Below are 24,198 nucleotides of genomic sequence, written 5' to 3' on the forward strand. Positions count from 1 at the left end.
ACGAGGTGATTTATTAACATTTCCATAAGCAACGCTTATTTGATTCGATGTGAATTAAATTACGTAAATTCCCGTCATTTATTCGTTTGCTGAACCGATTTCGCAGCAATTGACGTCAGGTGTTTTACGTGGCTTTATAAAGATAAGAAGTGATGTAAAAAATTAAAGTCCGAAAGATTTCACGTTGCAGCCAACGCCGCTGTGACGCGAAAGATACAGGACATATTCAAAACAGATGGGGTGTCTGGGATCATATGAACGAACAATATTCCGCGTTGCGTAGTAATGTCAGTATGCTCGGCAAAGTGCTGGGAGAAACCATCAAGGATGCGCTGGGAGAGAACATTCTTGATCGCGTAGAAACAATCCGTAAGCTGTCTAAATCATCTCGCGCTGGCAATGAAGCGAATCGCCAGGAGTTGCTCACCACGCTACAGAATCTGTCCAACGACGAGCTGCTGCCTGTTGCCCGCGCGTTTAGTCAGTTCCTGAACCTGGCCAATACCGCCGAGCAGTACCACAGCATTTCGCCGCAGGGCGAAGCTGCCAGCAACCCGGAAGTGATTGCCCGCACCCTGCGTAAACTGAAAGATCAACCCAATCTCGACGAAGCCACCATCAAAAACGCGGTGGAGTCGTTATCTCTGGAACTGGTACTGACCGCACACCCTACCGAGATCACTCGCCGCACGCTGATTCACAAAATGGGCGAAGTCAACGCCTGTCTGAAGCAGCTCGATAACAAAGAGATCGCGGATTACGAACGTAATCAGCTCATGCGCCGTCTGCGCCAGCTGATCGCCCAGTCCTGGCATACGGATGAAATCCGTAAAAACCGCCCAAGTCCGGTCGACGAAGCCAAATGGGGCTTTGCGGTGGTTGAAAACAGCCTGTGGGAAGGGGTGCCAAACTATCTACGTGAGTTGAACGAACAACTGGAAGAACATCTGGGCTACAAACTGCCGGTGGATTTTGTTCCGGTGCGTTTCACCTCCTGGATGGGCGGCGATCGTGACGGCAACCCGAACGTAACGGCTGATGTCACCCGCCACGTTCTCCTGTTGAGCCGCTGGAAAGCCACCGATCTGTTCCTGAAAGATATTCAGGTTCTGATTTCTGAGCTGTCGATGGTCGACGCCACGCCGGAACTACTGGCGCTGGTCGGCGAAGAAGGCGCATCAGAACCTTACCGCTACCTGATGAAAAGCCTGCGTTCCCGCCTGATGGCAACGCAAGCCTGGCTGGAAGCGCGTCTGAAAGGCGAGAAACTGCCGAAACCCGCTGGCCTGCTGACGCAAAACGAGCAGCTGTGGGAGCCGCTGTACGCCTGTTATCAGTCTCTGCAAGCGTGCGGCATGGGCATCATCGCCAATGGCGAACTGCTTGATACCCTGCGCCGGGTGAAATGCTTTGGCGTGCCGCTGGTGCGCATTGATATTCGCCAGGAGAGCACCCGCCATACCGAAGCGCTGGGCGAACTGACGCGTTATCTGGGCATCGGCGATTATGAAAGCTGGTCCGAAGCCGATAAACAGGCTTTCCTGATCCGCGAACTCAACTCCAAGCGTCCGCTGCTGCCTCGTCAGTGGGAACCGAGCGACGACACCCGCGAAGTGCTTGAGACCTGTCAAGTGATTGCCGAAGCGCCGCTGGGTTCCATCGCCGCTTACGTTATCTCTATGGCGAAAACGCCGTCCGACGTGCTGGCCGTGCATCTGTTGTTGAAAGAAGCCGGAATTAGCTTTGCCATGCCGGTTGCGCCGCTGTTCGAAACGCTGGACGACCTGAACAACGCCGACGCGGTAATGACCCAGTTGCTGAATATCGACTGGTATCGCGGCTTTATTCAGGGCAAACAGATGGTCATGATTGGCTACTCTGACTCGGCGAAAGACGCAGGCGTAATGGCCGCCTCCTGGGCGCAGTATCAGGCTCAGGACGCGCTGATCAAAACCTGTGAAAAAGCCGGAATTGAACTGACGCTGTTCCACGGTCGCGGCGGTTCCATTGGCCGTGGCGGCGCGCCTGCCCATGCGGCGCTGCTTTCCCAACCGCCGGGCAGTCTGAAAGGCGGCCTGCGCGTGACCGAACAGGGTGAGATGATCCGCTTTAAGTACGGCCTGCCTGAAGTCACCATCAGCAGCCTGTCCCTGTACACCGGGGCGATTCTGGAAGCCAACCTGCTGCCGCCGCCGGAGCCGAAAAATTCGTGGCGTCATATCATGGACGAGCTGTCCGTGATCTCCTGCGACCTGTATCGCGGCTATGTCCGTGAGAATAAAGACTTCGTCCCGTACTTCCGTTCCGCAACGCCAGAACAGGAACTCGGCAAGCTGCCGCTCGGTTCGCGCCCGGCAAAACGTCGCCCGACAGGCGGGGTTGAATCCCTGCGAGCCATTCCCTGGATCTTCGCCTGGACGCAAAACCGCCTGATGCTCCCGGCCTGGCTGGGTGCGGGCACCGCGCTGCAAAAAGTCGTTGAAGATGGCAAGCAAAGCGAACTGGAAGCCATGTGCCGCGACTGGCCGTTCTTCTCCACGCGCCTCGGTATGCTGGAGATGGTGTTCTCTAAAGCCGACCTGTGGCTGGCGGAATACTACGATCAACGCCTGGTCAAAAAAGCGCTGTGGCCACTGGGTGAAGAGTTACGCAACCTGCTGGCAGAGGACATCAAAGTGGTGCTGGCGATTGCCAACGATTCCCATCTGATGGCCGACCTGCCGTGGATTGCCGAGTCTATCCAGTTAAGGAATGTGTATACCGACCCGCTGAACGTATTGCAGGCGGAGCTTTTACACCGCTCTCGTCTTGCAGAAGAGCAAGGCAAAGATCCAGACCCGCGCGTCGAACAGGCGCTGATGGTCACGATTGCGGGCGTGGCTGCGGGGATGCGTAATACCGGCTAACCCACACGCATCGTCATATCCCCTCTCGCCCGCCCGGGCGAGAGGGCTTTGAAATATTTCTGTAATAATCGCCTGTTTTTCAATATATTCCTGCCTGCGTTTTGTTCACTCTGCTGAATACGCCATCAACAAGAATAGGTCACTGGCATCGCCATACTTAAGGTTCTCTTAATGATTTGTCGCTACGTTGGCGACTCGAATAAAAACAGGCTTCATATATGTTCTTCACACACACATCTGCTAAACCTTCGTTTAGCTGGAAAGCCCTTGGCTGGGCGCTACTCTATTTTTGGTTCTTCTCTACATTACTTCAGGCCGTTATTTGCATTAGCGGCTATAGCGGCACCAACGGGCTGCGTGATTCACTGCTTTTCAGTTCGCTCTGGCTGATCCCGGTATTTTTATTTCCCCGTCATACCCGCGCGATTGCCGCCGTTATTGGCGTTGTACTCTGGGCCTCTTCGCTGGCGGCGCTCAGTTATTATGTCATTTACGGGCAGGAATTCTCGCAAAGCGTTCTGTATGTCATGTTTGAAACAAACGCGAACGAAGCCAGCGAGTACTTGAGCCAGTATTTCAGTCTGAAGATTATCCTTATCGCTCTGGCCTATACCGCCGTGGCAATCCTGCTGTGGACGCGTTTAAAGCCAATATATATTCCCGCGCCGTGGCGCTGGTTAGTCTCCTTTGCATTGTTATACGGCCTTATTCTGCATCCGATCGCCGTCGGGACGTTTATCAAGCATAAGCCGTTTGAGCAGACATTAGGCGGCCTCGCCTCGCGTATGGAACCCGCTGCGCCGTGGCAGTTTATCAATGGCTATTATCAATATAATCAGCAACTCACGTCGCTGAATAGCCTGCTTAACGAGAACAACGCGCTGCCTCCGTTAACGAATTTTAAAGATAACTCCGGTGATGCGCCGCGTACGTTAGTGCTGGTTATCGGCGAGTCAACCCAGCGTGGTCGCATGAGTCTGTACGGTTATCCGCGTGAAACCACGCCAGAGCTGGACGCGTTGCATAAAAGCGATCCGGGTCTGACCGTATTCAATAACGTCGTCACCTCCCGGCCATACACGATTGAAATTCTGCAACAGGCGCTGACCTTCGCCAATGAAAAGAACCCGGACCTGTATCTGACGAAACCGTCGCTGATGAACATGATGAAACAGGCAGGTTATAAGACGTTCTGGATCACCAATCAGCAGACGATGACCGCGCGTAATACGATGCTGACCGTATTCTCGAAACAGACCGACAAGCAGTTTTATATGAATCAACAGCGTACTCAAAGCGCACGGGAATATGACACCAACGTTCTGGCGCCCTTTAAAGACGTGATGGCCGACCCGGCGCCGAAGAAATTTATTATCGTTCACCTGCTGGGAACACATATCAAATACAAATTCCGCTACCCGGAGAATCAGGGAAAATTTGACGGTCAAACCGATCATATCCCTGCGGGCGTGAGCGAAGACGAACAGGATATTTATAACGATTACGATAACGCGAATCTGTATAACGACCATGTCGTCGCCAGCCTGATTAAGGACTATAAAGCGACTGACCCGAACGGTTTTCTGCTCTACTTCTCCGATCACGGTGAAGAAGTGTATGACACGCCGCCGCACAAAACGCAGGGACGTAACGAAGACAACCCTACGCGTCATATGTATACGGTGCCGTTCCTGTTATGGACGTCAGAAAAGTGGCAGGCCGCACACCCGCGCGATCTCTCTGCGTATGTTGATCGCAAATACAGCAGCTCTGAACTTATCCATACCTGGTCCGACTTAGCGGGGCTGACCTACGACGGGTTCGACCCGACGCGCTCCGTCACCAGCCCGCAGTTCAAGGCGATCACGCGCTGGATTGGCAACCCGTATAAGAAAAACGCGTTGATTGATTACGATACCCTGCCTTACGGGGATCATGTCGGAAATCAGTAACGGCATCGCCGGATGGCGCTGACGCTTATCCGGCCTACAAAATGCATAACCCGTGTACCGCCATCCGGCAATTATCGCTTGAGGCGGTTTACGTTCAACGTTACTGTTTCCTCTGTCTGCGCTCTGCAAGGGATCAACATGTATCACGACGTCAGCCACCTTCTCTCCCGTCTGATTAACGGCCCTATGGCGCTGCGGCAGGTTTTTTTCGCCAATACCAGCGGTACGGCGCCCGAACTGGCGTATCAGGTTGATTTTCCACGCCTGGAGATGGTGCTGGAGGGGGAGTTCACCGATACAGGCATCCCGGCCGCGCCCGTGACGCTCATCGCTGGCGACGTTCTGTATGTTCCGGCAGGCAGTTGGAACTTCCCGCAGTGGCAAACGCCCGTCACCACACTCAGCATCCTGTTTGGCAAGCAGCAATTAGGTTTCAGCGTTGTTCACTGGGACGGCAAACAATATCAGAATCTTGCGAAGCAGCATGTCGCACGTCGAGGCCCACGTATTGGCTCCTTCCTGCTGCAAACGCTCAATGAAATGCAGATGCAGCCGCAGGAACAGCAGACGGCCCGATTAATTGTCGCCAGCCTGTTGAGCCACTGCCGCGATCTGCTGGGTAGCCAAATCCAGACGGCGTCACGGAGTCAGGCGCTTTTTGAAGCGATTCGCAGTTATATCGATGAGCGTTACGCTTCCCCGCTCACCCGCGAATCGGTGGCGCAGGCGTTTTATATTTCGCCAAACTACCTTTCTCATCTGTTTCAAAAAACAGGCGCTATCGGCTTTAACGAATATCTGAATCACACTCGGCTGGAACACGCGAAAACGCTGCTGAAGGGTTACGATCTGAAAGTCAAAGAAGTGGCTCACACCTGTGGATTTGTCGACAGTAACTATTTCTGCCGCCTGTTTCGTAAAAATACGGAGCGTTCTCCGTCGGAATACCGTCGGCAGTACCACAGCCAGTTGACGGAAAAGAAGGCTACTCCAGAATAAGATGCGTATGCTGCGGCGCGGTGAGCAGTTTACGCACGGCGCTCATCACCCGCTGAGGTTCGCGAAGAAAGGCGTTAATTCCTGACTGAACATACCGACTCTGAACAAAACGCTCCGCGCCCGCCAGTTCAATATCCGTAATCAGCAACACAACATCCGCCCGGTTGATATCCTCCTCCGTTAAGCGGTTTTCCGTGCCCAGCGCCCCCTGGGTTTCAATTTTAATGTTCCATTTTTCCTGCTGGCAGAGCTTCTCCAGGCGTTCGGCGGCCATATAGGTATGCGCCACGCCGCTGACGCAGGCGGTAACGGCAACCAGATAACGTACAGTTGAGACTGTCATATTAACCTCCCACAGTGACCAGAAACCCGGCTCGCTCTGCCAACGCCTGCATTTCCGCCACCTCTTGCGGCGAGGGTACAGGCACATCTTTCATTGCCCACGCCTGCCCAAGCAGACGGTATTTCGCTTCACCATACTGATGAAACGGTAGCAGGTGCACCTGATTAATCCCTGACGATAGCAACACTGCCAACGCACGCTGCATATTCTCAACGTTGAGCGTGTAGCCCGGAATCAACGGCAAACGGGGGATGACCGTAATCCCCTCGTTTACCAGTAAACGCAGGTTATCCAGCACGCGTGGTAAATTCATTTTGACCACCTCATACGCCCGGCGCGGCTCCATAATCTTTAAATCAAACAGCACTTCATCACACGCTTTAGCCAGCGGTAGCAACCGACTGGCAGGCGCATCGCCTGCGGTTTCAATCGCACAGGAAATGCCGAAACGTCGCAGACGTTGCAAAAACCGTGTGGCAAACGCCGCCTGCATTAATACTTCACCGCCAGAAAGCGTGACGCCGCCGCCGGAGGTGCGAAAAAAGAGTTCGTCTTTCATCACCTCGCGTTCCAGTTCATCCAGCGTAATATCGCGCCCGATACGTTCAAACGCCCCGGAAGGGCACTCATCCGCATCACGCAAGCAGGGCGAGCAGTGCAGACATTGACTCTCCCGCCGCACCGTTTCGATGCGTGGCGAAATAGACTCTGGATTGGCGCACCACGGACAGGTATGCGGGCAGCCTTTAAAAAAGACCACCGTACGAATTCCCTGCCCGTCATTCAACGAATAACGCTGAATGTTGAAAATACGTGCGACATCATCAGCGCTCGTTTCCAGATTCTTACAGCTGATGCGCGGTGCGGCGAATGATGTCATCCTGGATCTCCTTCGACAGCTCGACAAAGAAGGCACTGTAACCCGCCACGCGCACCACCAGCCCGGCGAAATCCTGCGGGCGCAATTGCGCTTCACGCAATGTATCCGCATTCAACACGTTAAACTGAATATGCTGTAGCTTAAGCTGGGTAAAGGCGCGCAGAAAATCCGCCAGTTTGCGCAAGCCGGCCTCACCTTCCAGCGTCGCGGGCGTAAACTTCACGTTGAGCAGCGTACCGTTAGAAAGCAGCGTGTTATCCAGTTTACTTACTGATTTCAGTACCGCCGTCGGCCCCTGCATATCCTGGCCGAGCATTGGCGACAACCCGCCGTCTGCCAGCTGTTCCCCGGCAAAACGGCCATCCGGCGTCGCCCCCACCACCGAACCCAGCGGCACATGCGCGGAGACGGTGTATGAACCCGGTGTAAATTGCCCACCGCGCGGGTTCTGGTATTTCTCCACCTCTTTACAGTAATGGCGCAGCAGTTCAGCGCTGATGTTATCCACATCATCAATATCATTACCGTATTTCTCGAAGCGGTTAATCAGCCGGGCACGGATTCGCTCACCTTCCGGCGTCGCAAAGTTCGCCTTTAACACCGCCAGCAGCTCATCGAAACGTAAACGTTGCTGATCAAATACCAGCCCTTTTAACGCGTGCAGGGAGTCGCTCAGATTAGCAATGCCAATCCCCTGTACGCCAGAGAAGTTATAACGCGCGCCGCCATCGGTAATATCACGGCCTTTATCCAGGCAGTCGCTGATAAACGAGGAAAGCAGCGGTACCGGCGCCCAGTCACGGTGGCCGATATCGCAAATATTACTGCCTTCCACCATCAGCGTAATGTAATGGCTGATTTTGGCGCGAATATACGCCAACAGATCTTCGTACGTCAGCGTGCGGCTTCCTTCATTCTCATACAGGCTGATTTCCATCACTTTCAGCAGGTTGAACATGGCGATGTCGTGCAGGCCGTAGGTTCTGCCCGGAATCGACAGCTCCACACACCCCACTACCGCGTAATCACGGGCGTCCTCCAGCGAAACACCCCGGTTCAGGAACGCAGGCACAACCACTTCATCATTAAAGATCTGCGGAATACCGGTGCCGAGGCGAATCGTCTCCGCCGTTTTCATCAGGAAGGGCGTGTCAATCAGCGCATTGGTACGCACGCCAAGGTTCGGCTGCGGCAGTTGCACATTCTGGTACGCATCAAGACAGAGAAAAGAGAGCACGTTCACCGCACTGCGTCCGTTCTCCGTCAATCCCCCAAGCAATGCGGTGTAACCGGTCGGGAATCCGGCAAAATAGCGTGCGCTGCTGGTCGAACGTAACAGCACGATGTCGTTACATTTTACCCACAGCGATTCGAGGAGTTCTTTTAAAAATGCCGGGTCTTCGCCCTGGCTCAGCGATGCCTGATAAAACGGCAGCATATACTGGTCAAAACGCCCCAGCGAGAGCGAGCTGGCGTTAGACTCATATTGCAGAATGATGTTCATGTACCAGAACAGCTGGCACGCCTGCCAGAAGGTTTGCGGCTTGTGCTGCATGTTATGTCGGGAGTTCGCGGCAATGGTGAGCAACTCCTGACGCCGACGCGCATCCAGGCAGCTTTCCGCCATTTTCTCCGCCAGCGTCGCGTAACGCAGAATATGGCCTTGCGAAGCCTCCAGCAGCAGCAACGCCGCCTGGTAAAAGTGATTGTCCGGCTGCTGCTGGCAGTGTTGCCGCACTTGCGCCACCAGTTCGCCCAAACCGTGATTCAACAGCCGTGGGTAATCAATAATAATGTGCCCCTGCCCTTTATCCGTCTGGTTAACGCTAAAAATCTGCGTGCTGACGGCGGCTTTCACGTCATCGGTCATCTGGCCGTTGATGAAATCCTTCATCGACCGTTTTTCCCAGTACGGGAACAGCACCTCGCGGTAGAGGCGCTTATCGTCCTCGCTGATGTCAAAACGGTCCTGCGGACGCGTCGGGAACTGATCTAACTCGTTAAGTAACCAGTACGGGTCCATTTCCGGCGACATAATCCCCGCCCGCGGTTTCACCGTACGGTTCCCGGCAATCAGCTCCTCATCACGAATCGAAATTTCAACATGCTCAAGGATATACGCCGTCGCTTTAGCGCGACGCAATATGACCGGCTCTCCCTCTGTCTGCTGATAGCTGGCGGTATACAGCTGCGCGCGCTCAAGCGAAATTTCACGGTTATTCTGGAAAAGTGCGGCTTTAAGGCGCTGGGTACGATTCGTCATGAGGAACTCCTGTAGGCAAGCTTGTTGCCAGATGGCGGCGTGAGCGCCTTATCGGGCCTACGGGGATTAACATCGTAGGCTCGATAAGCTTGCGCCATCGGGCATTCTAACGTTAAGCAATTTGCGAAAGATGCGCGTCAATTTTGTTCATAATGGCATCGGCGCGTTTTACCGCATCGCTGATGTTGACGCGGACAATGGTTTTACCCGCAAAGCGTTCCTCAAACTTGATGCCGATATCTTTGGTCAGAATCACCATATCCGCATCCGCCACATCCGCCGCAGTCAGTTCGTTTTCCAGACCAATCGAGCCCTGGGTCTCGACTTTGACTTCCCAGCCTTTCGCTTTGGCCGCGCTTTCCAGCGCTTCGGCCGCCATATAGGTGTGTGCGACACCAGAAGGACATGCTGTTACTGCGATAATCTTCGTCATGGCTCATTCCTCACTTAATTCATCTCAAACTCTAAATCCAGGTCGTCTTCTTTCTCATCAACCTGAGACACTTTCTTACGCGCCAGACTTTTCAGCACGTTAACGCAGATTGCCGTCACTACCGCCCCGACAGCGACTGCCGCGATATAACCCAGTTTCCCTTCCACAACCGGCAGAACAATCAGCCCGCCCCAGCCGGCATAACACTGCGCGCCAAACAGCGCAGCCGTTACCGCACCACAGGCAGAGCCAACCATAATGGACGGGATCACGCGCAGCGGATCGGCGGCGGCGAAAGGAATCGCGCCTTCCGTGACCCCAACGCAGCCCATTACCAGCGCGGCTTTACCGGCTTCACGTTCTTCAGAAGAGAAATTTTTACGGCCAACCAGCGTTGCCAGGCCCAGACCCAGCGGCGGAACGCAGATACCCACCGCAGCAATCGCCACCACGCTGTATACGCCCTGCGCCACGCAAATCAGCATGAAGGCGTAGGCCACTTTATTAATCGGGCCGCCCATATCGAAGGCCAGCATCAGCCCCATGATGACCGCCAGCAGCACGATGCTGCCCTGCTGCATTCCTTGCAGCCATTGGGTCAGGCTGGTGGTTAACGCGCCAACCGGTTCGCCCAGCCCCCACATCATGATGCCTGCGGTAATGAAGGTGCCGACGATAGGGATAACGAAGATAGGCATCACCGAGCGCAATACCTTATGCACCGGGATTTTCTTCAGATAATGCACGACGATACCGCCGATAATCCCGGCGATGAGCGCGCCAAAGAACCCGGCGCCAAAGCTGTTGCCCACCCAGGCGCCGATCGCGCAAGGCGCCAGCGCGGAACGTTCAGCAATGGAGTAACCGATATAGGCGGCGAGAAAAGGCACCATCAGCGTCAGCCCTGCGACGCCAATATCAAAAAGCTTCTTGAGATTAGGATCGGTCGCGGCATCGGGAACAGCGCCTTTGCCATACAGCATGACGGAAACCGCCAGCAAGATCCCACCCGCTACGACGAAGGGGATCATATGCGAAACACCGGTCATCAGATGTTGACGGGTGTTTTTCAGGATCTGCACCAACTCTTTCATAAGTCGCTCCCGGGCCACTTCAGGCCCCTATCCATAACGTTGTTGTGGCAAACAATAGGCAATCCAACGCGGCGCAGACAGTGGATAAAAAGGCCATTTACTGGATTTTTGTAATATCAGTACAAAAATGCGATCCGCCTCATAACTTATCAAACCTCAGAAATAAGATGCCGTATTCCGACTTGTGAAGTGTCTCGCAATTTGACGTGTATGTTACATTTGTCCAGCGTTTGGCAGTTTTGTCACATGGCACTATGCGGCAACGCCCTTTTATCCTGTAGCCAGAAAATCGTTATGGGAGAAAGGCAATGGCCCTGATTGTGGAATTTACCTGTGAGCTGCCCAATGGCGTACACGCCCGCCCGGCAAGCCACGTTGAGACGCTGTGCAATACCTTTACCTCACACATTGAGTGGCATAACCTGCGCACCGACCGTAAAGGCAACGCCAAAAGCGCGCTGGCGCTGATTGGCACCGACACGCTGGCAGGCGACGCCTGTCAGTTATTGATTTCAGGTACGGACGAACAGGATGCCCACCAGCGCCTGAGCCAATGGCTGCGCGATGAATTCCCCCTTTGCGATGCGCCTCTGGCGGAGATCAAAAACAGTGAGCTGGAGCCGCTTCCGGCGTCGCTGACAAACCTGAACCCGCTGTTTTTTCGCGCCCGCGCCGTCTGCACCGGCAGCGCGGGCGGCGTTCTGACGCAGCTCTCCTCGCTGGATCTCAATACGCTCGGCGAACTCCCTGCTGCCAGTGATATAGAGACCGAGCAATCTGCGCTGGATAACGGCTTAACGCTGCTGATAAAGAATATTGCGTTCCGCCAGCTCGACAGCGACGGCGCCACCAGCGCTATTCTGGAAGCCCACCGTTCGCTGGCAGGCGACACTTCCCTGCGCCAACATTTGCTGGCAGGCGTTGCGCGCGGTTTAAGCTGCGCGCAGGCGATAGTCGAAAGCGCCGGGCACTTTTGTGATGAGTTTGCCCGTTCCAGCAGCCGCTATTTACAGGAACGCGCGCTGGACGTACGCGACGTCTGCTTCCAGCTCCTGCAACAAATTTATGGCGAACAACGCTTCCCGGCGCCTGGCAAACTGACCCAACCCACCGTCTGTATGGCCGATGAACTCACCCCAAGCCAGTTCCTCGAACTGGATAAAACGTTCCTCAAAGGCTTGTTGTTAAAAAGCGGCGGTACGACTTCGCACACGGTTATTCTTGCCCGCTCATTCAACATTCCCACGCTGGTTGGCGTGGATATTGAGGCGCTAACGCCGTGGCTGCACCAGACGGTCTATATCGACGGCAACGCCGGTGCGATTGTCGTTGCGCCAGATGAACCCGTCACCCGTTACTACCAACAGGAAGCCCGCGTGCAGGACGCTTTACGCGAGCAACAGCGTATCTGGCTGACCCAACAAGCGCGCACTGCCGACGGTATCCGTATGGAAGTGGCCGCCAACATTGCGCACTCCGTCGAAGCGCAAGCGGCATTCGGCAACGGCGCGGAAGCGGTTGGTCTGTTCCGTACAGAAATGCTGTATATGGACAGAACCAGCGCACCTTGCGAGAACGAGCTGTACAACATTTTTTGCCAGGCGCTGGAGTCCGCACAGGGCCGTAGCATTATTGTGCGCACGATGGATATCGGCGGTGACAAGCCCGTTGATTATCTGAACATTCCTGCGGAAGCCAACCCGTTCCTCGGCTATCGCGCCGTACGCATTTATGAAGAGTACGCCACGCTGTTTACCACGCAGTTGCGATCGATCCTCCGCGCTTCCGCACACGGCAGCCTGAAAATCATGATCCCGATGATCTCCTCAATGGAAGAGATCCTGTGGGTCAAAGAGAAGCTGGCGGAGGCTAAACAGCAGTTACGCAATGAGCACATCCCATTTGATGAGAAGATCCCCCTCGGCATCATGCTGGAAGTGCCATCGGTGATGTTCATCATCGACCAGTGCTGTGAAGAAATTGATTTCTTCAGTATTGGCAGCAATGACCTGACGCAATACCTGCTGGCGGTCGATCGCGACAACGCCAAAGTCACTCGTCACTACAACAGCCTGAATCCGGCCTTCCTGCGCGCGCTGGATTTCGCCGTACAGGCGGTACATCGTCAGGGGAAATGGATTGGCCTGTGCGGTGAACTCGGCGCGAAAGGGTCAGTGTTGCCGCTGCTGGTCGGACTGGGGCTGGACGAGATCAGCATGAGCGCGCCGTCAATTCCTGCCGCTAAAGCGCGGATGGCGCAGCTCGACAGTCGTGCCTGCCGCCAGTTGCTGAATCAGGCGATAGCCTGTCGCACCTCGCTGGAAGTGGAGCATCTGCTGGCGCAATTCCGCATGACCCAGCAGGACGCGCCGCTGGTCACCGCCCAGTGCATCACGCTTGATAGCGACTGGCGCAGCAAAGAAGAGGTGATCAAGGGGATGACCGACAACCTGCTGCTGGCAAGCCGCTGTCGCTACCCGCGCAAGCTGGAGGCCGACCTGTGGGCGCGTGAAGCCGTGTTCTCCACCGGGTTAGGGTTTAGCTTCGCCATTCCACACAGCAAATCTGAACACATTGAGCAGTCCACCATCAGCGTAGCGCGTCTGAAAGCGCCGGTACGCTGGGGCGATGACGATGCGCAGTTCATCATCATGCTGACACTCAACAAACACGCCGCAGGCGACCAGCATATGCGCATTTTCTCACGCCTGGCCCGCCGCATTATGCACGAAGAATTCCGCAACGCGCTGGTCAACGCCGCATCTGCCGAGGCAATTGCCAGCCTGTTGCAACATGAACTTGAACTCTAAGAGGGAGCAAAATGGAACTCTATCTGGATACCGCGAACGTCGCGGAAGTCGAACGTCTGGCGCGCATCTTCCCTGTTGCTGGCGTCACCACCAACCCAAGCATTGTGGCGGCGAGTAAAGAATCCATCTGGGATGTACTGCCTCGCCTGCAAAAAGCCATCGGCGAAGAGGGAACGCTATTTGCCCAGACGATGAGCCGCGATGCGCAAGGAATGGTGGAAGAAGCCAAACGCCTGAGCAATGCCATTCCCGGTATTGTGGTGAAGATTCCGGTCACTGCCGAAGGTCTGGCGGCGATCAAACAGCTCAAAAAAGAAGGTATTACGACGCTGGGGACGGCTGTCTACAGCGCAGCGCAGGGCTTGCTGGCAGCGCTGGCAGGCGCAAAATACGTCGCCCCGTATGTCAATCGGGTTGATGCCCAGGGCGGCGACGGCATCCGTATGGTGCAGGAACTGCAAAACTTGCTGGAGATGCATGCGCCTGGCAGCATGGTACTGGCCGCCAGCTTTAAAACGCCGCGTCAGGCGCTGGATTGCTTACTCGCAGGATGCGAAGCAATCACCCTTCCTTTAGATGTAGCTCAACAAATGCTCAATACCCCTGCGGTAGAGTCAGCTATAGGGAAGTTTGAGCAAGACTGGAATAACGCATTTGGCCACATCAACCTGTGAGGGAAATAAAGTATGGACCACATTATTCAATCTCCTGGTAAATACATCCAGGGTGCAGATGTCATCACACGTCTTGGAGAATATCTCAAACCCCTGGCCGAACGCTGGCTGGTGGTCGGAGACAAGTTTGTCTTAAATTTTGCCCAGTCCGCGCTGGAGAAAAGCTTCCAGGATGCCGGGCTGGCTCTGGAAATCGCGCCATTTGGCGGCGAATGTTCGCAAAATGAAATCGATCGTCTGCGTATCGTCGCAGATAAAGCGCAGTGCGGCGCCGTTCTCGGCATCGGCGGCGGCAAAACGCTGGATACCGCGAAAGCGCTGGCCCACTTTATGGATGTCCCGGTCGCTATCGCGCCGACCATCGCCTCTACCGATGCCCCCTGTAGCGCGCTTTCCGTGATTTACACCGATGCAGGCGAGTTTGAACGCTATCTGATGCTGCCGCGTAACCCGAATATGGTGATTGTTGATACCAAAATCGTTGCGGGCGCGCCCGCGCGTCTGCTGGCTGCCGGTATTGGCGATGCGCTGGCGACCTGGTTTGAAGCGCGCGCCTGTTCACGCAGCGGCGCGACCACGATGGCGGGCGGCAAGTGTACACAGGCGGCGCTCGCGCTGGCGGAGTTGTGCTATAACACGCTGATCGAAGAGGGTGAAAAGGCCATGCTGGCGGCTGAGCAGCATGTCGTCACGCCGGCGCTGGAACGCGTGATTGAAGCCAACACTTACCTGAGCGGCGTCGGTTTTGAAAGCGGCGGTCTGGCGGCGGCGCATGCCATACATAACGGCCTGACGGCGATTCCAGACGCGCATCACTACTATCACGGTGAGAAAGTGGCGTTCGGCACGCTGACGCAACTGGTACTGGAAAACGCGCCGGTTGAAGAGATCGAAACCGCTGCGGCGTTGTGCCATTCCGTTGGCCTGCCGATCACGCTGGCGCAACTGGATATTAAGCAGGATATTCCGGCGAAGATGCGCACGGTGGCGGAAGCCTCCTGCGCGGAAGGCGAAACCATTCACAACATGCCTGGCGGCGCCACGCCGGATCAGGTTTACGCCGCCCTGCTGGTTGCCGACCAGTATGGTCAGCGTTTCCTGCAAGAGTGGGAATAACGGTCAGGAGAGACAAAAAGCCCGCAGATCGTGCGGGCTTTTTTTATTTGCCGGATGGCGCTGACGCTCATCCGGCTTACACATTTTACTGAGATGGCTTACAGCAGATCGAAACGATCCAGGTTCATCACTTTCACCCATGCTGCGACGAAATCCTTCACAAATTTCTCACGCGCATCGCTGCTGGCGTAAACTTCTGCCAGGGCACGCAGTACCGAGTTAGAACCGAATACCAAGTCTGCGCGGGTAGCCGTAAATTTCACCTCACCGCTCAGGCGATCGCGGCCTTCGAACAGCTCTTTCGATTCGTCCGCCGCTTTCCACTCGTTACGCATATCCAGCAGATTCACAAAGAAATCATTGCTGAGTACGCCCGGGCGGTCGGTAAACACGCCATTCTGGCTGCCATCAAAGTTAGCGCCCAGAACACGCATCCCACCCACCAGCGCCGTCATCTCCGGCGCAGTCAGCGTCAGCTGCTGCGCTTTATCAATCAGCAGTGACTCGGTGGTCGACACATCAAGCCGTGCACGATAGTTACGGAAGCCGTCTGCGATCGGTTCGAGAAGCTCAAACATCTCGATATCCGTCTGATCCTGACGTGCATCCACACGGCCCGGCGCGAACGGCACGCTGATGCTGACGCCCGCCGCACTTGCTGCCTGCTCCACACCGACGACGCCCGCAAGGACGATGATATCGGCCAGAGACGCCTTCCCGGACGATTTCTGAATCTCTTCCAGAACCGGCAGAACGCGCGCCGCAGCGGCGTTCACATCCCAGTCTCGCTGCGGCGCTAAAGCCAGGCGAGCGCCGTTGGCGCCGCCACGTTTATCGCCGCCACGGAAGGTTGACGCAGATGCCCATGCAACCGACACCAGTTCGCTGACGGAAAGCCCGGACGCGGCAATCGCGGCCTTCAGGTTGACGATGTCTTCCTGGCTCGGATTAAATACCGGCTGCGGCAGCGGGTCCTGCCAAATCAGATCTTCTTTCGGTACTTCCGGTCCGATATAGCGCGCTTTTGGCCCCATATCCCTGTGCGTCAGTTTGAACCATGCGCGGGCGAATGCTTCGTTAAACGCCTGCGGATCGTTGAGGAAACGGCGGGAAATTTTCTCGAATTCTGGATCGAAACGCAGCGTCAGGTCAGTCACCAGCATGGTGGGTTTACGTTTCTTCGACGGATCGAACGGATCGGGAATGATTTCTGGCGCATCAACCGCTTCGAACTGGATCGCGCCCGCCGGGCTGCGCGTCTGCACCCACTCGTATTTGAACAGGTTTTCGAAGAAGTAATTACTCCACTGGGTCGGCGTCTGCGACCAGACCACTTCCAGGCCCGAGGTAATCGCATCGCCGCCTACGCCGCTGCCGTAGTCACTGCTCCAGCCCAGCCCCTGCAATTCAATCGGCGCGGCTTCTGGATCAACGCCAACATGGGACGCCGCCGCCGCACCGTGGGTTTTACCCAGCGTGTGACCACCGCCAATCAGCGCCACGGTTTCTTCGTCGTTCATGCCCATATTGCCGAACGTCGCGCGGATAGCCGCAGCGGCGGAAAGCGGTTCACCGCTGTGATCCGGCCCTTCCGGGTTAACGTAGATAAGCCCCATTTCGGTAGCGCCTAACGGCGCTTTCGCCAGCGCTTCGGGATGACGGTGCGTCAGCCAGGCTTTCTCATCCCCCCAGTTCACATCAAGATCCGGTTCCCACACATCTTCACGCCCGGCGCCAAAACCGAACGTACGGAAACCGGAGTTCTCCAGCGCCACGTTACCCGCCAGAATAAACAGGTCGGCCCAGGAGATTTTCTGGCCATATTTCTGCTTGACAGGCCACAGCAGACGACGCGCCTTATCCAGGCTGACGTTGTCCGGCCAGGAGTTCAGCGGTGCAAAACGCTGCTGCCCGCGTCCGGCGCCGCCGCGCCCGTCGACGGAACGATAAGTGCCCGCGCCATGCCATGCCATACGAATAAACAGACCGGCATAGCTGCCCCAGTCCGCAGGCCACCACGGCTGAGAATCGGACAGGAGAGCTTTAAGGTCCCCTTTCAGGGCGGAATAGTCGAGTTTGCTAAATTCTTTGCGGTAGTCGAAGTCCTCACCCAGCGGGTTCGAACGGTTGGAGTGCTGATTCAGAAGATCTACACGGAGTTGGTTAGGCCACCAGTCGTGGCTGCTGGTGCCAGCACCCGCGCTACGGTCGTGGCTGCCCTGATGGAAAGGGCACTTCCCGGTAGACAATGAATTATGGGTATCGTCAGACATGCTCATCTATATGCTCCCTCTACAGTGTTATCGTTACGATATACATCACCAACGATAAGATATAGTTGAAATAACCCACAGATTCGATAGCTAATATCTTTTAAATTTATGTATCAGGCGTCAGATCAAAATGTGCATAAAAAAGCCCTCCGAAGAGGGCTAATCATGTTACAGGCCGGGCCGCACACCCAACGTGTGGCAAATGGCGTAACTCATTTCAGCGCGGTTCAGGGTGTAGAAGTGGAAATCTTTCACGCCTTCACGGCTCAGGATCTTCACCATGTCCATCGCGATATTCGCCCCAACCAGCTTACGGGTTTCCGCATCGTCATCCAGGCCGTCAAACATCTGTGACATCCACGCCGGAATGCGCACGTTAGTCATATCAGCAAATTTCTTCGCCTGCTTAAAGTTGGAGACCGGCAGAATGCCCGGAATAATTTCGACATCAATGCCCGCAGAGACGCAGCGATCGCGAAAACGCAGGTAGCTTTCCACATCGAAGAAAAACTGGGTAATTGCGCGGTTAGCGCCAGCATCGACTTTGCGTTTCAGGTTGAGCAGATCCGCCTGCGCGCTTTTCGCTTCCGGGTGGACTTCCGGGTAAGCGGCGACGGAGATATCAAAATCGGCAACCTCTTTCAGTAAGCTGACCAGGTCAGCGGCATACATATCCGGCTTGCCGCTCCCCGGCGGCAGGTCGCCGCGCAGGGCAACAATATGGCGGATACCGTTATTCCAGTAATCCTGGGCAATGGTACGCAGTTCATCGCGGGTGGCGTCGATGCAGGTCAGGTGCGGCGCGGCTTCCAGGCCCGTACGCTCTTTAATGCCTTTGATGATGCTATGCGTACGGTCGCGCTCACCGGAGTTGGCGCCGTAGGTCACGGAGACAAACTTCGGTTTCAGGCTGCTCAGTCGATCGATAGAGTTCCACAGGGTTTGCTCCATTTCACTGGTGCGCGGCGGGAAAAACTCGAACGAAACATTAATCTGACCCTGAACTTCCGCCAGGCTCTGATTCAGGGCTTCCCGCTGGTTGGCGTGAAAAAAGCTCATACCTTACCTCATCAATCGCATGTCATTATATGTTGTGTTGTGAACATCTATCCGTTTAGACGTCTGGATGTAAAAATGACCGAAAAGTGGGATGCCGTCAACAGAAAAATCACTGTTAAAGGTGAGGAATACTCAGACAACGTGAAAAAAATTCAAATCAGTCCGAAATGATGAAGGATTGCATCGCAAGCGTATTTAACCACCGCAACCGTACAGCGTTCTCAGGCAGCATCACCAGCCCGGCACGAATACGTAATTCAGTGTCGCTAAGTGCGCGGAATATCACGCCCTGGCGCTGAATAGCGGCAAACGAGCCCGGGAGCAAACTCAGGCCATCGCCGTGGGCGATTCGCGCGAGCAGCACATCATGTTCCAGCGGTTCTTCAAGGCTGGAGGGGGCGTAACCAGCGCGACGGAAAATGTGCCGGGTGTAGTCAAAAAAGGCCGGATTACGTTCCCGTTTGAACCAGAACAGCGGGCGGTGGTTAAGCGCAGTTAAGGAGAGCGACGTCAGGCTCGCTTCCGGCCAGACGGAGGGTAATGCGGCAATCAACGGTTCTTGCCAGTCGAGCGGCGTGACGGTTAACCCTGTGGCCTCAAGCGGCAGTGCCACCAGCGCCGCATCCAGTTTCCCCCGACGCACCTGGCGTACCAGTTCAGGCGAACCATGACGCACAATATGCAGCCTCTCCACACGCGTATTCAGCTGCGCCTCCAGGGGGGCAAAAATCCCCTGCTCAAACGCGGTGCTCAGCCCTAAACGCAGCGATTGCGCGCCGGTTTGCGCCAGTTGATTCAGCGCAGCATACGTTTTGTCCTGCTGCGCCAGTAGCGGGCGGACGATTTCCAGCGCGCGCAGACCCTCATCCGTCAGCGTAAGTCCACGAGTATGACGGACAAAAAGCGTCACCCCCAGACGTTCTTCAAGCTGGCGAATATGGCGGCTCAGCGGCGGTTGCGACATAAACAGTCGCTGTGCCGCGCGGCTCATATTGTTCTCTTCCGCCACCACGGCAAAGTAGCGTAGCAGGCGGATATCCAGAGAGTGCAGAGGGGATGTTGTCATACCGAAAAGGTATCACGGAAACGGTATTATCCAAATCATTCCGCACCCCCTATCCTCACGCCACAGACTCCAGACAAACGAGGAATACACTATGCATTCAGAACGCTTTATTACCGGTCAGAAAATGCTGCAACAGGTGGATGGCAAGGGTGGCGATGCGGTGATCGAAAGTTTGCAAGACGTTGCGCCAGATTTTGCCCGCTATCCGATCGAATTTCCGTTTGGCGATATCTATTCCCGGCCAGGGCTGGATTTACGCAGTCGGGAAATCGCAACCGTCGCCGCGTTAACCGCGCTGGGCAACGCCACGCCGCAGTTGAAGGTACACATTGCCGCCGCGCGACATGTGGGGTTAACGCAGGAGGAAATTATCGAAGTGATAATGCAGATGGCGGTTTATGCCGGTTTTCCGGCTGCGCTGAACGGTCTGTTCGCCGCAAAAGAGGTGTTTGCGACTCGGTGAAGCGCCGGATGGCGGCGTTGCCTTATCTGGCCTACATGTTCCGTAGGCCGGATAAGCGCAGCGCCATCCGGCAACAAACACTACAGCAGCTGCGCCAGGCGGTTGATATCCGACTGAATCGCCCCGGCGGTGACGTCACGACCGGCTCCCGGCCCGCGGATCACCAGCGGATTGTCGCGATACCAACGGCTTTCGATGGCAAAGACGTTATCGCACGGCAGCAGCGCCGCCAGCGGATGTTCCGGGCGCACCGCTTCAACGCCAACGCGCGCTTTACCGTTGGCGTCGAAACGCGCCACGTAGCGCAGCACCAGCCCCATTTCACGAGCGGCTTCCAGACGCTGTACCATCTGCTCATTCAGCTCATCGCCATTTTCAAAGAAGTGATCGACAGATCCCTCTTCGCAGTGTGCGGGCACCAGCGATTCAACGCGCACCTGGTCCGGTTCGATGTCGTAACCCGCTTCACGCGCCAGAATCACCAGCTTGCGCATCACATCTTTACCAGAAAGATCAACGCGCGGGTCCGGCTCGGTCAGCCCCTGCTGCCAGGCCTGATCCACCAGATCGGTAAACGGTATGGAACCGTCAAATTGCAGGAACAGCCACGACAGCGTGCCGGAGAAGATTCCGCTGATCGACAGAATGGCATCGCCACTGTCAATCAGATCGCGCACCGTATAGTTGATCGGCAGGCCCGCGCCGACGGTCGCGTTATACAGCCAGTGACGCCCGGTTTTTTCGAACGCGTCGTGGATCTGGCGATATTTATCGCTGGTGCTCGCCCCCGCCAGTTTATTGGCGCTGATGACGTGGAAGCCGTGGCTGGCGAAATCAAGATACTGATCGGCCAGTTGCTCGCTGGCGGTGACATCCAGAACCACCAGATCGTCATACGGGTGAGCGCGCATCCACAGGAACAGCGACTCTTCATCCTGCTCAATCGCTTCGTCATTGAAGAACGCCAGCGCACGGCTGGCATCCAGCCCTTCGTAGTTCAGCAGGCTGCGACGGCTATCCACCACGCCCGCCAGGACGAATTCAAACCCGGTACGCGCGGAGAGCGTGCTCTGCTCGCGGGCAAACAGTTCCAGCCAGCGGGAACCGATGTTGCCTTTGCCAAACAGCACCAGGCCGATGCGTTTTTCCGCGCGGAAAATAGACTGGTGCAGCCCCTGAATCAGGCTTTCGGTCGGGCCGGTGCGCAGTACGGCCACCAGGCTGATCCCCTCTTCCGACTGCCAGGTAAATTCAACCGGCTGGCCTTTCAGCTGTTGCCAGAAGCGGTGGCAGTGCAGCGGGTTACGGGTGACGCCAGCGCCAACCATCGCGACCAGCGCCAGCCCCTGACGCAGGCGCAATTCGCCCGGCAGACCCGCTTCATCAAGAATTTTTAATGCGCTATCAGCGACTTCAGAGGTGTAGCAGAATTGCAGCAGATGGCGATCGTTATGCACGCCAACCGCCAACGGACGCACCTGCGCCCGTTTCAGAATCTGGTCGACGTCTCTCCAGGCCAGTTTAAAGTCCTGGCTGGCGGGCACCTGAAATTCAATCAGGCAAACGTCATCATGGCTGGTGACGATACGCGCCCCGGTGCCGGACGCCAGCACGCGTTCAATGCGCGTGGACCCCTGATCCGGCGTGTAGCTACAGCGCAACTGCAAATCGATATCGCTGCCGGAAACCGGCTGTAGGGTACGGGCGTGCAGAACCGGCGCGGCCAGACGCGCCAGCTCGCTGGCTTCATCCAGACGCAGCAGCGGCAGCAGGCAGGCATCTTTCACTTTACGCGGGTCGGCGCTGTAAACCCCAGCCACATCGCTCCAGATGGTGACACGGGAAACACCCGCCAGCGCGCCAATTTGCGTGGCGGAATAGTCAGAACCGTTACGGCCCAGCAGCACCGTTTCGCCCGCATTGCTGCGACTGATAAAACCGGTAACGACCAGACGTTTGCCCGGATGCTGCACCAGCAGTTGTTGCAGTAACGGGTAAGAGAGACCTTCATCTACCTGCGGCTGTGCGGCGCGTTCAGCGCGTAAAAACTCACGCGCGTCCAGCCATGCCGACGCCAGTCCTTGCTCATTCAGCACTGCGGACATCAGACGCGCAGACCAGATCTCGCCGTGCCCGACGACTTCGGCATAAACGGCATCGGTCACGCCGCTGTCGAGCAGCGCGGCAAGACGCTCCAGATCGCTAATGAAAGCGCTGATCAGGCCATCCGCAACGTCGGCGGGAAGCAGCCCGCTGATCAGATCGCTCTGATAGCGGCGTAACGTCTGTTGCACCTGATGCGCGGAGAGGCGGTCGGTCTGGCTTAACTTCAGCCAGCTAATCAACTGGTTGGTGGTACTACCGGCGGCGGAAACAACCATCATATCGTCAGGCTGCGAGTACTCCGCCATAATGCCTGCGACACGCAGATAACATTTCACGTCTGCCAGACTACTGCCACCAAATTTATGCAGTTGACGACCCTTCGCCCCTGCCTGCGCAATCACACTCATGTTTACCCCTTGTTTGCAGCCCGGAAGCCATTTTCCAGGTCGGCAATTAAATCTTCGCCATCTTCAATACCGGTGGAGATACGCAGCAGCGTCTCTGAAATTCCGGCGGCAGCACGCGCTTCTGGCGACATGCCTGCATGTGTCATCGTTGCGGCGTGGGAGATCAGGCTTTCAACACCCCCTAAGGATTCCGCCAGCGTAAACAATGACAGCCCGCCCAGGAAACGACGCAGCGTCTGCTCATCGCCATCCAGTTCAAAACTCAACATTGCGCCAAAGCCTTTTTGCTGGCGCGCGGCAATCTCGTGCCCTTGATTATCCGGCAGCGACGGATGGTACAGTTTTTTCACCAGCGGCTGGGTTTGCAGATAGTCCACAATGGCCTGGGCATTACGCTGGGCCACGTCCATTCGCGGCGCCAGAGTACGCAGCCCACGTAGCAGCAGATAGCTATCAAACGCGCCGCCGGTGACGCCAATATTATTGGCCCACCATGCCAGTTCGGTGACAATCTCTGGATCTTTCGCAATCACCACGCCAGCCACCACATCCGAATGGCCGTTTAAATATTTCGTGCATGAATGCAACACCAGATCGGCGCCCAACGCCAGCGGATTTTGCAGCGCAGGGCTTAAAAACGTGTTGTCCACAACGCTCACCGCGCCCGCTTCTCGCGACAGCTGGCAGATTTTCGCAATATCCACCACGCGTAACAACGGATTACTGGGGCTTTCCACCAGCACCAGCTTCGGTTTTTCCGCCAGCGCCGCTTTCAGCGCCTGCTCATCGCCTTGATCGACAAACAGCACGCGATAACAGCCCCGCTTCGCCAGGCTGTCAAACAGACGATAGCTGCCGCCGTAGCAGTCGTGCGGCGCCACCAGCAGATCGCCCGGCTTCAGGAACACGGTCGTCACCAGCAGAATGGCCGACATCCCGGTATTGGTCAGCACCGCGCCCGTACCGCCCTCCAGCTCCGCCAGCGCGCGCTGAACTACATCACGCGTCGGATTTCCACGTCGCGAATAGTCATGGGCGCGAGGTTCATTAAAACCAGTGAAGTTATAGGTGCTGGAAAGGTGAATCGGCGGGACAACGCAACCGTACTGCTCGTCGTCATTTAACCCGCTACGCACTGCGATGGTGGCCTGTTTACGCGTCATGTTGAGAAGTTCCTGGGCTGAATCGGTGAAAAGTCAGGCACCAGAGTAAACATTGTTACAATAGACGTCAATACATCTGGACATCTAAACTTCTTTGCGTATAGATTGAGCAAACTGGAAATAGCCGTTAAAATTATATGCATTAGCGCACATCTACAGACGCTTAACCCGTGTCACGATATCGCCTGTAC

At 55.9% G+C, this 24,198-nt stretch carries 17 protein-coding genes; 7 read left to right on the plus strand and 10 right to left on the minus strand.

From position 1 onward, the window contains the following. Positions 1-254: 254 nt before the first annotated feature. The 3 genes from ppc to OGY62_RS00080 all read left to right on the plus strand — a co-directional run bounded on the left by ppc (position 255) and on the right by OGY62_RS00080 (position 5,857). Positions 255-2,906 carry a phosphoenolpyruvate carboxylase gene (gene ppc, locus OGY62_RS00070; RefSeq protein ID WP_012133836.1) on the plus strand — a complete coding sequence of 884 codons (2,652 nt, stop codon included), beginning with the start codon at positions 255-257 and terminating at the stop codon, positions 2,904-2,906. Between the two features lie 218 nt (positions 2,907-3,124). Then, positions 3,125-4,858 (plus strand): phosphoethanolamine transferase CptA, encoded by a 1,734-nt coding sequence (locus OGY62_RS00075; protein ID WP_286458830.1) that lies wholly within the window; start codon positions 3,125-3,127, stop codon positions 4,856-4,858. A gap of 138 nt (positions 4,859-4,996) precedes the next feature. Further along, a complete protein-coding gene (locus OGY62_RS00080; protein ID WP_049008124.1) occupies positions 4,997-5,857 on the plus strand; it encodes an AraC family transcriptional regulator in 861 nt (286 codons plus the stop codon). On the opposite strand, the gene OGY62_RS00085 is transcribed toward OGY62_RS00080, so the two are convergent. From OGY62_RS00085 to OGY62_RS00105, 5 genes are all read right to left on the minus strand, one after another. Beyond that, positions 5,844-6,200: a PTS fructose-like transporter subunit IIB gene (locus OGY62_RS00085; protein ID WP_112001499.1), complete on the minus strand. Its 357-nt coding sequence runs from the start codon at positions 6,198-6,200 to the stop codon at positions 5,844-5,846. The genes OGY62_RS00080 and OGY62_RS00085 overlap by 14 nt on opposite strands. Before the next feature lies 1 nt (position 6,201). Continuing rightward, a complete protein-coding gene (locus tag OGY62_RS00090) occupies positions 6,202-7,080 on the minus strand; it encodes a [formate-C-acetyltransferase]-activating enzyme (RefSeq protein ID WP_134769895.1) in 879 nt (292 codons plus the stop codon). Next, positions 7,046-9,343: a formate C-acetyltransferase gene (locus tag OGY62_RS00095; protein WP_153257998.1), complete on the minus strand. Its 2,298-nt coding sequence runs from the start codon at positions 9,341-9,343 to the stop codon at positions 7,046-7,048. Before OGY62_RS00095 ends, OGY62_RS00090 begins: the two co-directional genes overlap by 35 nt. A gap of 112 nt (positions 9,344-9,455) precedes the next feature. Then, positions 9,456-9,776, minus strand: coding sequence for a PTS fructose-like transporter subunit IIB (locus OGY62_RS00100; RefSeq protein WP_024130658.1), 321 nt, complete (start codon positions 9,774-9,776; stop codon positions 9,456-9,458). A 14-nt stretch (positions 9,777-9,790) separates the two neighbouring features. After that, positions 9,791-10,870 (minus strand): PTS fructose transporter subunit EIIC, encoded by a 1,080-nt coding sequence (locus OGY62_RS00105; RefSeq protein WP_012133843.1) that lies wholly within the window; start codon positions 10,868-10,870, stop codon positions 9,791-9,793. Positions 10,871-11,178: 308 nt separating this feature from the next. Between OGY62_RS00105 and ptsP the strand changes: the two genes are divergently transcribed. From ptsP to gldA, 3 genes are read left to right on the plus strand one after another with little or no spacing between them, the layout of a single operon-like run. Continuing rightward, on the plus strand, positions 11,179-13,680 hold the full coding sequence (gene ptsP / locus OGY62_RS00110) for a phosphoenolpyruvate--protein phosphotransferase (RefSeq protein ID WP_286458833.1): 2,502 nt from the start codon (positions 11,179-11,181) through the stop codon (positions 13,678-13,680). 11 nt (positions 13,681-13,691) lie between these two features. After that, positions 13,692-14,354 carry a fructose-6-phosphate aldolase gene (gene fsa / locus OGY62_RS00115; protein WP_200076291.1) on the plus strand — a complete coding sequence of 221 codons (663 nt, stop codon included), beginning with the start codon at positions 13,692-13,694 and terminating at the stop codon, positions 14,352-14,354. A gap of 12 nt (positions 14,355-14,366) precedes the next feature. Beyond that, positions 14,367-15,470, plus strand: a complete 1,104-nt coding sequence (gene gldA / locus OGY62_RS00120; protein ID WP_012133847.1) for a bifunctional L-1,2-propanediol dehydrogenase/glycerol dehydrogenase — start codon at positions 14,367-14,369, stop codon at positions 15,468-15,470. A gap of 98 nt (positions 15,471-15,568) precedes the next feature. Here gldA and katG read toward each other — a convergent pair whose 3' ends face one another. The 3 genes from katG to OGY62_RS00135 all read right to left on the minus strand — a co-directional run bounded on the left by katG (position 15,569) and on the right by OGY62_RS00135 (position 19,868). Further along, complete coding sequence (gene katG, locus OGY62_RS00125) at positions 15,569-17,749, minus strand: catalase/peroxidase HPI (protein ID WP_115182250.1); 2,181 nt, start codon at positions 17,747-17,749, stop codon at positions 15,569-15,571. A gap of 162 nt (positions 17,750-17,911) precedes the next feature. Beyond that, positions 17,912-18,802 carry a methylenetetrahydrofolate reductase gene (gene metF, locus OGY62_RS00130; RefSeq protein ID WP_012133849.1) on the minus strand — a complete coding sequence of 297 codons (891 nt, stop codon included), beginning with the start codon at positions 18,800-18,802 and terminating at the stop codon, positions 17,912-17,914. A 157-nt stretch (positions 18,803-18,959) separates the two neighbouring features. Further along, a complete protein-coding gene (locus OGY62_RS00135) occupies positions 18,960-19,868 on the minus strand; it encodes a LysR family transcriptional regulator (RefSeq protein WP_286458834.1) in 909 nt (302 codons plus the stop codon). Positions 19,869-19,959: 91 nt separating this feature from the next. Between OGY62_RS00135 and OGY62_RS00140 the strand changes: the two genes are divergently transcribed. Next, positions 19,960-20,331, plus strand: coding sequence for a carboxymuconolactone decarboxylase family protein (locus OGY62_RS00140; protein ID WP_286458836.1), 372 nt, complete (start codon positions 19,960-19,962; stop codon positions 20,329-20,331). A gap of 80 nt (positions 20,332-20,411) precedes the next feature. Here OGY62_RS00140 and metL read toward each other — a convergent pair whose 3' ends face one another. Both metL and metB read right to left on the minus strand, forming a co-directional pair. After that, positions 20,412-22,844, minus strand: a complete 2,433-nt coding sequence (gene metL, locus OGY62_RS00145; RefSeq protein WP_060815949.1) for a bifunctional aspartate kinase/homoserine dehydrogenase II — start codon at positions 22,842-22,844, stop codon at positions 20,412-20,414. A gap of 2 nt (positions 22,845-22,846) precedes the next feature. Further along, the gene (gene metB, locus OGY62_RS00150; protein ID WP_110494827.1) at positions 22,847-24,007 is read right to left on the minus strand and encodes a cystathionine gamma-synthase; all 1,161 of its coding nucleotides are present in this window, start codon (positions 24,005-24,007) and stop codon (positions 22,847-22,849) included. Between the last annotated feature and the right edge of the window lie 191 nt (positions 24,008-24,198).

Origin of the sequence: Citrobacter sp. CK198 (assembly GCF_030333295.1) — a bacterium.
Classification (GTDB): domain Bacteria; phylum Pseudomonadota; class Gammaproteobacteria; order Enterobacterales; family Enterobacteriaceae; genus Citrobacter_B; species Citrobacter_B koseri.

Excerpts from the sequence above, each read along its gene's own strand:
- gldA (WP_012133847.1), top strand. The coding sequence starts at position 14,367 with ATGGACCACATTATTCAATCTCCTGGTAAATACATCCAGGGTGCAGAT.
- katG (WP_115182250.1), bottom strand. The coding sequence starts at position 17,749 with ATGAGCATGTCTGACGATACCCATAATTCATTGTCTACCGGGAAGTGC.
- OGY62_RS00080 (WP_049008124.1), top strand. The coding sequence starts at position 4,997 with ATGTATCACGACGTCAGCCACCTTCTCTCCCGTCTGATTAACGGCCCT.
- fsa (WP_200076291.1), top strand. The coding sequence starts at position 13,692 with ATGGAACTCTATCTGGATACCGCGAACGTCGCGGAAGTCGAACGTCTG.
- metF (WP_012133849.1), bottom strand. The coding sequence starts at position 18,802 with ATGAGCTTTTTTCACGCCAACCAGCGGGAAGCCCTGAATCAGAGCCTG.
- OGY62_RS00090 (WP_134769895.1), bottom strand. The coding sequence starts at position 7,080 with ATGACATCATTCGCCGCACCGCGCATCAGCTGTAAGAATCTGGAAACG.
- OGY62_RS00140 (WP_286458836.1), top strand. The coding sequence starts at position 19,960 with ATGCATTCAGAACGCTTTATTACCGGTCAGAAAATGCTGCAACAGGTG.
- OGY62_RS00105 (WP_012133843.1), bottom strand. The coding sequence starts at position 10,870 with ATGAAAGAGTTGGTGCAGATCCTGAAAAACACCCGTCAACATCTGATG.
- OGY62_RS00085 (WP_112001499.1), bottom strand. The coding sequence starts at position 6,200 with ATGACAGTCTCAACTGTACGTTATCTGGTTGCCGTTACCGCCTGCGTC.
- metL (WP_060815949.1), bottom strand. The coding sequence starts at position 22,844 with ATGAGTGTGATTGCGCAGGCAGGGGCGAAGGGTCGTCAACTGCATAAA.
- metB (WP_110494827.1), bottom strand. The coding sequence starts at position 24,007 with ATGACGCGTAAACAGGCCACCATCGCAGTGCGTAGCGGGTTAAATGAC.
- OGY62_RS00135 (WP_286458834.1), bottom strand. The coding sequence starts at position 19,868 with ATGACAACATCCCCTCTGCACTCTCTGGATATCCGCCTGCTACGCTAC.
- ppc (WP_012133836.1), top strand. The coding sequence starts at position 255 with ATGAACGAACAATATTCCGCGTTGCGTAGTAATGTCAGTATGCTCGGC.
- OGY62_RS00075 (WP_286458830.1), top strand. The coding sequence starts at position 3,125 with ATGTTCTTCACACACACATCTGCTAAACCTTCGTTTAGCTGGAAAGCC.
- OGY62_RS00095 (WP_153257998.1), bottom strand. The coding sequence starts at position 9,343 with ATGACGAATCGTACCCAGCGCCTTAAAGCCGCACTTTTCCAGAATAAC.
- OGY62_RS00100 (WP_024130658.1), bottom strand. The coding sequence starts at position 9,776 with ATGACGAAGATTATCGCAGTAACAGCATGTCCTTCTGGTGTCGCACAC.
- ptsP (WP_286458833.1), top strand. The coding sequence starts at position 11,179 with ATGGCCCTGATTGTGGAATTTACCTGTGAGCTGCCCAATGGCGTACAC.